The organism is Chamaesiphon sp. VAR_69_metabat_338 (genome assembly GCF_031423935.1).
Classification (GTDB): domain Bacteria; phylum Cyanobacteriota; class Cyanobacteriia; order Cyanobacteriales; family Chamaesiphonaceae; genus Chamaesiphon.
The window spans coordinates 1-10,327 of sequence record NZ_JANPGM010000590.1 but is presented as its reverse complement, the minus strand read 5'-3'; the positions used below and the strand labels follow the sequence as shown (position 1 = coordinate 10,327).

Here is a 10,327-nt window from a genome sequence, read left to right as displayed (position 1 = left end):
ATCAGCATCTACCAGCGTCAACGATCCCCAAGATCGGCAAGATTTAGTCGAAATCCATCATTGTGTTAAAGAGATATTAGCTAACCTCAATGTCGAAGGAGTGGAGTTTTTCCTCGATCTCGACGGGGAAACTCTCAAGCTGACTCTCCAAACCAAAAAGTTTTTGGAAGCGCAGGACTTAGCAGTGGACTTAGGCAAAAAAATCGAACAGATCGCTGCAGCAGATATTCACCGATTAGCCGTTTATAAGCGCAAGACTGCCGAAACCAATGCTTTTTTAATTAAAGAAATGGCACTCAGCAACTCAGATATACCAATAGATGAAGCTGAGGAGTCAGAGATTTCAACACTGATTGCCAACCCAAATCAATCGAGAAATACATCATTTAAAGACGCATCAGAGTTTGAGTTCAAACCAAAGCTACGAACTTATGGGCTGCTTACTTCGTACTTACTGAGACTAGTTTCTGCTATTTTTGCCCTGGGGGTTGGGATTGGTGGTGTATACGGAATTTCACGGTTCTTTGATAATATGGAGCAAAAACCGATTACCTACCTCGACGTCAATCAATTACCAGGAATGAAAACTGGTATGAATGATGCTGAGGTGATAGAGTATCAAGTTGTTTTTAACAGAGGGACTCATATGTCCGGATTTTTTATTTATATACCAACTCATCCAGCTAAATCTAAGATCCCCTGTATATTTGTGGCACCATCGGGAACGACGCCACTATACGGTCAGAAACTGGAACCAATGAGGCGTGAGGAGTATATTGAATATATCAAGGCTGGCTATGCTGTCATGGCCTATGATGTCGATGGTGCGATCCAGGATATGAGTAAAGCCAATGAAGAACCACTACTCAGAGATCCAGATAAAATTGTTACGTATAGACTCAAAGAGCACAAAGCCTCAGACGGAGGTGTTTTAAATACTAAGCTCGCGATCGATTATGCGATTGCTAGGATTCCCCAAATCGACCCCAATGCCATTTATACTGGCGGGACTGGTTCTGGTGGCACGATCGCGTTAATGGCAGCCGCAGCAGACAATCGAGTCAAAGGCGCAATTGTCTTTAACCCAGTGACTGATATTCCCAAAAAATTCCCGCGTTTGATCGAGAATATCTCGAAAGTAGTAACGAGATATCCAGAAGCGATCGAGCGATTTTCTCCTTATCAAAATGCTTTAAAGATAAATAAGCCACTATTTATTTTTCAAGATGATATTAGTACGATGAATTCGGCAGAAGATACTAATAGTTTTATTGAATTAGTGAGCAAATCTAATTCTGCTGTGACTTTTTTCCATACACCAGTCCCTCCAGATTTTCGCTACACTATTCAGCCACCAGCAGGTAACAAGCAATCGATCGAGTGGCTTAATAGTCAACAAAAAAATTAGCCGATCGAAAAAATAGCTATCTCCGTCTGGAGATAGCTATTAACATTAAGGGTTGTCCCTGAAAGTTATTGAAAACTTAGAACTTAGTAATCGCCGTAGTCACCAGCACCCATTGCGCCACCAGCACCACCACCATCTTTAGGTTCTGGTTTGTCAACGATGATGCACTCAGTAGTGAGGATCATGGCAGCGATCGAAGCAGCATTTTGCAGAGCCGAACGCGTGACCTTAGCAGGATCGACGATCCCAGCGGCAAACATGTCTACGAACTCATTTGTGGCTGCATTATAACCAACATCAAAGGCTTTCTCTTTTACGCGCTCGGCGATAATCGCACCGTTTTGACCGGCATTTTCAGCAATCCGTTTGAGCGGAGCGGAAAGAGCGCGAGTCACGATCAGCGCACCAGTTAATTCCTCATCTTTGAGGTTAGCTTGCGCCCAAACTTCGAGTTCGGGAGAGAGGTGAGCTAAAATCGTACCGCCACCAGGAACGATGCCTTCTTCAACTGCGGCTTTAGTTGCGTTGATCGCATCTTCAAGACGTAATTTACGATCTTTCATTTCGGTTTCGGTAGCAGCACCAACTTTGATAACTGCAACACCACCAGCTAATTTAGCCAGACGCTCTTGGAGCTTTTCTTTGTCATAGGAAGAATCGCTCTCTTCCATTTGACGGCGGATTTGTTCGCAACGCGATTTAACAGTCGCTTCGTTACCTTCAGCAACGATCGTGGTGCTATCTTTGGTAATCGTAATCCGACGCGCTTGACCTAAAGATTCTAATTTAGTCGCATCGAGTTTCAAACCAGCATCTTCAGTTACTAGCTGACCGCCAGTCAAGACTGCAATATCTTCGAGCATCGCTTTACGACGATCTCCGAAACCAGGAGCTTTAACTGCGGCAACGTTTAAGACACCACGCAGACGGTTGACAACCAAGGTAGCCAGAGCTTCTTTCTCGATGTCTTCAGCGAGGATAAGCAGAGGACGACCGGAACGAGCTACTTGCTCAAGAATCGGTACGAGATCCTGAACCAAGTTGATTTTCTTGTCAGTGATCAAGATGTAAGGCTGTTCGAGAACTGCTTCCATCCGCTCCATATCGGTAGCGAAGTAAGGGGAGATATAACCCTTATCAAAACGCATCCCTTCAGTGATTTCGAGTTCGGTAGTCATGGACTTACCTTCTTCGAGGGAAATAACGCCTTCTTTACCAACTTTATCCATCGCGTTAGCAATCATTTCGCCGACTTCGTTGTCGTTACCAGCGGAGATGGATGCTACTTGCGCGATCGCTTTGGAGTCTTCAACGGGCTTGGAGTGAGCCGCGATTTTCTCAACAAGGAAACCAGTGGCTTTATCGATACCGCGTTTGAGGGCGATCGCATTAGCACCAGCCGCTACGTTACGTAAGCCTTCTTTAACGATCGCGTGAGCCAGTACGGTAGCTGTAGTAGTACCGTCGCCAGCAGCGTCGTTAGTTTTGGAAGCAGCTTGACGAATCAGAGCTACGCCAGTGTTTTCGACGTTATCTTCGAGTTCGATTTCTTTAGCAATTGTGACACCGTCGTTAACGATCTGAGGTGCGCCAAATTTCTTTTCTAAGACGACGTTCCGACCTTTAGGGCCGAGGGTAACTGCTACCGCTTCTGCCAAAATGTCCATCCCACGTTCCAACGCGCGACGAGCATTTTCGTTGTATATAATTCGCTTTGCCATAATCTTTTAATTTAGGAGTGAGGTGAAATGTTCGTTGACGAGACTATCTAGCCGACTACAGCTAAGATGTCTTTTTCAGATAACAGAACATATTCGTCGCCGCCGAGCTTGACGTCGGTACCAGCGTATTTGGAATACAGAACCTTGTCGCCAACTTTGACTTCTGGCTCTTGACGAGTACCATCTTCGTTGCGTTTGCCAGGGCCAATTTGCACGATTTCGCCAATTTGGGGCTTTTCTTTAGCTGTGTCGGGAAGAAGGATACCACCTGCGGTTTTTTCTTCGGATGCGCTGACTTTAACGAAGACGCGATCGGCTAAAGGCTTGACTGTGGATACGGTTAACGATACTGATGCCATATTTATTATGAGTATTTAGCACTCTCAACTGCTGAGTGCCAATTTAGCCGACTGGGGTATGGCAATGCAAGCAAGGGTAGGGTACGGGTTCCCGCACGTTGGCGTAGCCTCTCTTTGGAGAATCGGGTTTTGACTGGTGCTTTGAGGATGATTTAAGTTACAAGGATTCGATTGTTACCATCCCACCTTCAATAGCTTCAATCTGAACTTTAAACCCATACAGTAAACTCATTCCGACTAGTGGATCGGCTTCCGAAGCGGCTACATCAATAATCTGGATCTGACCATCCCAAATTACTGTTGCTTTGTACATTTCAAAAATGACTTCGCTGCCGTCACCTAAAGTGCCAATATCCCGAAAAGGCCAGGGTAATCCGAGCGCAGAGATCCTATACATCGGCAGAGACAGAAAGCCAGTAAATCCCGTGTCAATTACAGCCTCAACCATTTGTTTGGGGGCATTTTCCTAACCGATTACTACTCGAATAATGGCTCCACAATTTTGATTTACGATTCCCTGCATCATGCTGTTGTCTTTAAACTTTGGGAACCAAAGCGGTAGACTGCTCGATGTCCGATCCGAATTACCCAAGGTTGTGCGTCTGGGTATCGATCGTAGAGTCGATCGACTGCTGCAATCGGTCGATCGGCTATTTCAAAGGCTCCAGTTTCAATATCGATCGCGACAATCCTCCCTCGATCGATCTCTTCGTCGATTTGTTGACGCACTTGAGATTGATAAATCTCGTTACCACGTCGAGCGAATTCTTCTTTACTGTAGCGGGGTTGCCGTTGGTGAAACCTCTCCTCTGGAGATCCTGTCATAAGCTTGACCTCGTTTCAACTTTACTCTTGTATTTTAACCTAAGCGATTCTCTAAGCAGAGGCTACGCCAACGAACCTTCAGAGATCGCTCGTAGCAAACCATCAACTTTCTTGCTAGGATTTCCAAACGAAGACACCCCTCCCCACCTTGACCGATCGAGTATTCTTCCCTTAAGATGTAGTCATGGTCTGGCTGCGACGTTGGTGACTGCCAATAACGTTTTTTGATCTATGCTTGAATTTTTTACGGGAACTAATGTTGTTCTAGCGGCAGTAAACTGAACTAGTATTCAGAAACTATAAGCACGAACTTCCGGTACCCACCTGGTTTTAACCAGGTCATAAACTGAGGTAAAACGGCGTTGCGGTTGACCTAAATATTTGAAAACAGAACCTCTGGTCTTTGGGCTGGGAGTTTTGTTGTGGATAGGAGATAGGGAGTAGAGGATAGGGATTAGGGTAGGGTTTTGCTGATAAAGTGGTATCAAAAGCTATCGAATGAGATTAAGAGAGAATGACACCACAAGATTTGATGAAGCAGGAAGTTGGGAAGGCTGCTGCGGCGCGGGTACAGTCTAATTCGATCGTCGGTTTGGGGACGGGTTCGACGACGGCGTATGCGATCGAGTTTATTGGCAAACGGTTGGCAGCGGGGGAAATTACTAACGTCAAGGGGATTCCCACTTCATTTCAGGCAACAGTGCTGGCTAAACAGTATGGTATCCCCTTAACGACGCTTGATGAGGCCGATCGAATCGATATCGCGATCGATGGTGCGGATGAGGTCGATCCTCACAAAAATCTGATTAAAGGCGGTGGTGCGGCGCATACGCAAGAAAAGGTAGTCGATGCTTTGGCCGAGCAGTTTATCGTCGTTGTCGATAATACTAAATTAGTCGATAAATTGGGCAGTACGTTCCTCGTCCCGGTTGAAGTCATCCCGATGGCTGTGACACCTGTTATGCGCGCGATCGAAAAATTAGGTGGCAAGCCTCAACTTCGCATGGGTGTCAGAAAAGCTGGCCCAGTCGTGACAGATCAAGGTAACTTGGTGGTTGATGTGAAATTTGACTCGATCGATAATCCGGCAGAACTAGAAAAAACGCTCAATAATATCCCTGGCGTACTTGAAAATGGTCTATTTGTCGGGGTGGCAGATGTGATTCTAGTCGGTGAAGTTCAGGGCGATAAAGTCATTATTAAAGAACTCTAAGCGGGTGTTTGAAAAGTATAAATTAATCCCCCCAGCCCCCTTAAAAAGGGGGAGCAAGATTCAAAGTCCCCCTTTTTAAGGGGGATTTAGGGGGATTCAGGTCTATGATCGTCACAAATAAAACTTTTCAAACACCCGCTTAGAGAGTGTTTGAAAAGAGCAGTACAGCGTAAAAAAGCTTTCAGGGTATAAGTTGAGGATACGTAGTCACAGCTTATACCTCAAAAGAGTTAGGTTGAGCATATTCGCGTAATTTGACCTGCCGCTGTGGCAATTATGTGTAACATTTTTGAGATTGAGAACAGAATTCAGATCCGTTACGATCGATTAGTCCAATTATATTGGACTAATCGATCGTAGTAACATTACCATGTGTTGCCAGTAAAAAATGCCTATCCCCACCTTCACATTACTCATCGTTGAAGACTTGGCGACAGATCGAGAGCTATATCGACGCGAGCTAAACCAAGACGAAAGCTGCATTTATCACCTGTTGGAAGCGGAATCTGTCGCAGGGGGACTGACATTGTGCCGCACCAAATCGATCAATGCAATTTTGATCGATTACGCGCTACCTGATGGCGATGGGCTGGAGTTTCTAGCAGCCCTAAACGCCCAAAGTAATGGCAGTAGTCCACCTGTGGTAATAGTCACGGAAAGGGGCGACCACAGAACTGCGGTCAAAGCGATGAAGCTGGGAGCAGAAGATTATTTAGTCAAGAGCGACCTGACACCAGAACTATTGCGATCGACGATGCGAGGTGCCATTCTCCAGGGGAGAGGCTACGCCAACGAGAATGCCCGTTCGCGGCTGCAATTTCAACAGTGTGACGAGCAGCTGCGGATCTCGCTCGACACGATGCTCGATTGCTATGGCACCTATACGGCGATTCGGGATGCCCGAGGAGCGATTACCGACTTCCGGGTTGATTACCTGAATGCGGCGGCAATAGAGAGCAATCGGATGGCTGCTGACATGGGTAGAGGGATCTGTGAAGTGACTCCGGTGATTCTCGAACTGGGATTGTTTGCAGAATACTGCCGAGTGGTAGAGACAGGAATACCACTATGTAGGGAAGAGACGATCTATGAAGATGCGTTGGGGACACAAAAAATCGCCAAAGTCTATGACGTGCAAGTTAATAAATTAGATGATGGCTTTGTGGCTGCTTGGCGAGATGTGACTGTCCAAAAGCAAGCCCAATTCGATCTGCAAGCCAAGAATCAGCAGATTACGCTGGTTTGGGAAAGCATGACCGATGCGTATGTGACGCTCGATCGCGAGTGGCGGGTCGTCTATACCAATTCGGCAGCAACTGAAATATATCGTCAACTAACTGGTTTAATACCAGCAGAATATTTGGGGAAAAGTCATTGGGAATTATTTCCCGCGACGGTAGGCACGATTGTCGATCGAGAGTATCATCGGGCTGTGACCGATCGAGTGGCGGTACATTTCGAGCTATTTTATGAGCCAACCGAAACTTGGTTTGAGGTTCATGCTTATCCTTCAGATGTCGGCTTAGGGATTTATTTTCAGGATGTTAACGAACGCAAACGGACTGAACTGGCGCGGCTCCGAACGAGAGATCGATCGCTTTTTCGATTTAGCGATCGATCTACTGGGAGTTGTCAATCTGGATGGGTATTTCGCGCGGATCAATCCAGCTTGCGAACAAATTCTGGGTTTCACTAGTGCCGAAATTATGGCACAACCCTTTATCGACTTCTTACATCCTAACGATATCGCAGCAACGATGGCTGTGTTTGAAAGCTTGAGCGCAGGTAATTCGTTAGTTAATTTTGAGAATCGCTATCGCTGCAAGGATGGATCTTATCGGTGGATTTTGTGGAGTGCGATCCCAGAACCAGAGCGTAACTTAATCTATGCCAATGGTCGCGATATCACCGAACGCAAGCGCGATGAACAACTACTCCGCCAGAGTGAAGAATTAAACCGTCTTATCTTAGAAACCAGTTGCGACTGCATCAAAGTTTTGGACTTAGCAGGTCGGATAATTTATATGAACGATTACGGACAGTCACTGATGGAAATTGATGACTTTGATACTGTCGTTAACCGTCAATGGCTTGAATTCTGGCAAGGTAGCGCACGAGAATCGGCTCAAACTGCCTTTAGCACAGCCTTGGCGGGGGGAGTCGTTCGCGGAGCGTCTCTGCAAGAGAATCGGTTTGATGGTTTTGGCGCGACTGCCAAAGGTACGCCGAAATGGTGGGAAGTCGTTGTGACACCGATCCTCGATGCCGATGGACAGGTCAGCCAAATTTTATCGGTTTCCCGCGATATTACCGAACGGCAAGCCGCGCTGGGCGAACGCCAGCAAGCAGCATCACTCCTCCAGGCGCAGCAAGCAACGATTGGGCAGCAATTGACCGAAATCGAAGCCATCTATCGGACGGCTCCAGTGGGGTTGAGCTTTACCGATACCAATCTACAATTTGTTCGCATCAACGAGCAGTTGGCGGAGATTAATGGTATGCCTGTCGCTGCACACATTGGGCGTACCCTCCGTGAAGTGTTGCCAGAAATGGCAGACCAGCTAGAGCCGTTGTATCGCCAAGTTATGGAGTCGGGCGAGCCAATCCTGAATCTAGAAGTAAGTGGAATTGTTCCTTCGCAACCTGGAGTAGAGCGGCACTGGTTGCTCTGTTATTATCCCCAAAGAGATGCCGAAGAACGCGTAGTAGGTGTTAACTCGATTGTCCAAGAAATTACCGAGCGCAAACGCATCGAAGCAGCGCGACTATCCGCCGAACAAGAGCGCGACAGGTTTTTCGAGCGGTCGATCGATCTATTGTCGATCGGCAATTTCGAGGGGTATTTCGTCCGGGTCAATCCGGCTTTCGAGCGACTGTTGGGTTTTACTGAAGCTGAATTTGTCTCCCGACCCTTTATCGACTTTGTGCATCCCGACGATCGCGAATCCACCATAGCTGCCGCTCAAGGCTTGGCAAACGGTCAGAGCGTAATTGACTTCGAGAATCGGTGTCAGTGTCAAGATGGCTCAATTGTCTGGGTGTCATGGAATGCGACACCATACCAGCAGAGCAATTGTTGGTATAGTGTCGGTAGAGATGTGACCGATCGCAAACGGCTAGAAGCCCAATTGCGCCAACGGGAATCACAATTGCAGCTCTTCGTTAAATATGTACCAGTGGCACTAGCGATGTTCGATCGAGACATGTGCTATCTGAGTGCTAGCGATGTCTGGATCGATAACCACGAGCTACGCGATCGCGAGATTGTGGGACGATCTCATTACGATCTTTATCCCGAGCAGCCCCAAGAATGGCAAGAAATTCACCAGCGTTGTCTGGCTGGCGCGATCGAAAGTTGCGAAGAAGATGTATTTCCGCGTCCCGATGGATCGATCGATTGGATGCGCTGGGAAGTTCGTCCTTGGTATACCGATACCGATGAAATTGGCGGCATCATTATGTTCTCGGAAACTATCACCGAGCGAAAACGCCAATCAGCCGCACTATTTCAGAGCGAACGCAAATTTAGTGCCATTTTCAACCAGACTTTTCAGTTAATGGGATTATTGAACCTGGATGGGGTGCTGCTCGAAGCCAATCATGCCGCCCTCAAATCGGTTGCTGCTCCAAAATCCGAAATTGTTGGTAAAAGCTTTTGGGACACTCCCTGGTGGCATACAGAGCAGCTCCAGCAGCAACTTAGGGACGCGATCGCCACTGCCGCCAGCGGTCGATTTGTGCGCTATGAAGTAGAATTTCTCAATCCCAGTGGCGGGATGACGATTACCGACTTTTCGCTCAAACCGATGTTTGATGAGGTCGGACGAGTTGAATCGATCGTCGCAGAAGCCCACGATATCACCGCCCGCAAACAGGCTCAAGCCGATTTGGAACAGCGCAATCAAGAGCTAGACAGCTTCGTTTATGTCGTCTCTCACGATCTCAAAGCACCTCTACGAGCAGTTGCCAATCTCTCCCAGTGGATTGAAGACGATCTAGAGGGACAACTCACCGTCGATACCCAATCGCAGATGACCCTCCTACGGAGCCGCGTAGATCGGATGGCAGCGACGATCGATGGCTTACTGGACTATGCCCGGTGCGGTCGCGAAGAAGACGAAATCGAACCTGTGGAGTTATCGCGATTGCTGGCGGAGGTCATCGATTCGGTGGCACCACCACCCACATTTACGATCGATCTCCCTGCGGATCTGCCCACATTTTCGACCAAACGATTGCCGTTATTCCAGGTACTTACCAACTTAGTCGGCAATGGCATCAAACATCATTATTCCGAGGCTGGCTCGATGCAGATTTCGATCGCGGATTGTGGTGACTGCTATGAATTCGCGATCGCTGATGATGGTGCAGGGATTCCGTTAGAGCATCACGATCGGATTTTTACAATTTTTCAGGCAGTGAATCCGCAAAACCGATCTGATAGCACGGGAATCGGACTCGCGATCGTTAAAAAAATTATCGAGAGTCAAGGCGGTCGCATTTGGTTGGATACAGATGTCAAACAGGGTACTCGGTTCTGCTTTACTTGGCCCAAAATAATTAGGGTTTAAATCTTGTAGAGGGTGTTTGAAAAGTCTAATTGCTTCGTTTTCAGTGGGTAAATCCCCCTGCTTGGTGCAACACATGCGGAGGGAACCTCCGCGTGGTTGCATCCGCTAAATCCCTCTTAAAAAGGGGGACTTTCGATCCAGTTCCCCCTTTAAAAAGCTACGGTGTATACACAAGTCTGGATAAAAGCGAAAACCCTAGAAATCCCCCTGTCTTGTCGTTTTTTTATTCG

At 47.3% G+C, this 10,327-nt stretch carries 7 protein-coding genes, 1 other RNA gene and 1 pseudogene; 5 read left to right on the top strand and 4 right to left on the bottom strand.

Translation table 11 applies throughout. The annotated features are described in order from the left end of the window. The coding region (locus tag RMO84_RS16270) for a hypothetical protein (protein ID WP_310489482.1) at positions 1-1,408 on the top strand (1,408 nt) is incomplete at its 5' end. A gap of 83 nt (positions 1,409-1,491) precedes the next feature. On the opposite strand, the gene groL is transcribed toward RMO84_RS16270, so the two are convergent. From groL to RMO84_RS16250, 4 genes and pseudogenes are all read right to left on the bottom strand, one after another. Next, complete coding sequence (gene groL / locus RMO84_RS16265) at positions 1,492-3,129, bottom strand: chaperonin GroEL (protein WP_310489481.1); 1,638 nt, start codon at positions 3,127-3,129, stop codon at positions 1,492-1,494. A gap of 47 nt (positions 3,130-3,176) precedes the next feature. Further along, a complete protein-coding gene (gene groES / locus RMO84_RS16260; RefSeq protein ID WP_310426935.1) occupies positions 3,177-3,488 on the bottom strand; it encodes a co-chaperone GroES in 312 nt (103 codons plus the stop codon). A gap of 157 nt (positions 3,489-3,645) precedes the next feature. Beyond that, positions 3,646-4,014 (bottom strand): annotated as a pseudogene (locus RMO84_RS16255) (clan AA aspartic protease). Continuing rightward, a complete protein-coding gene (locus RMO84_RS16250; protein WP_310489479.1) occupies positions 4,011-4,313 on the bottom strand; it encodes a hypothetical protein in 303 nt (100 codons plus the stop codon). The pseudogene RMO84_RS16255 and the gene RMO84_RS16250 overlap by 4 nt, the downstream one beginning before the upstream one ends. A 187-nt stretch (positions 4,314-4,500) precedes the next feature. On the opposite strand from RMO84_RS16250, the gene ssrS reads away from it, so the two are divergent. From ssrS to RMO84_RS16230, 4 genes are all read left to right on the top strand, one after another. After that, a non-coding RNA gene (gene ssrS / locus RMO84_RS16245) (6S RNA) lies at positions 4,501-4,688 on the top strand. Positions 4,689-4,827: 139 nt separating this feature from the next. Next, complete coding sequence (rpiA, locus tag RMO84_RS16240) at positions 4,828-5,526, top strand: ribose-5-phosphate isomerase RpiA (RefSeq protein ID WP_310489478.1); 699 nt, start codon at positions 4,828-4,830, stop codon at positions 5,524-5,526. A gap of 388 nt (positions 5,527-5,914) precedes the next feature. Then, positions 5,915-7,222, top strand: a complete 1,308-nt coding sequence (locus tag RMO84_RS16235) for a response regulator (RefSeq protein ID WP_310489477.1) — start codon at positions 5,915-5,917, stop codon at positions 7,220-7,222. Further along, complete coding sequence (locus tag RMO84_RS16230) at positions 7,116-10,097, top strand: PAS domain S-box protein (RefSeq protein ID WP_310489483.1); 2,982 nt, start codon at positions 7,116-7,118, stop codon at positions 10,095-10,097. Before RMO84_RS16235 ends, RMO84_RS16230 begins: the two co-directional genes overlap by 107 nt. Positions 10,098-10,327 lie beyond the last annotated feature (230 nt).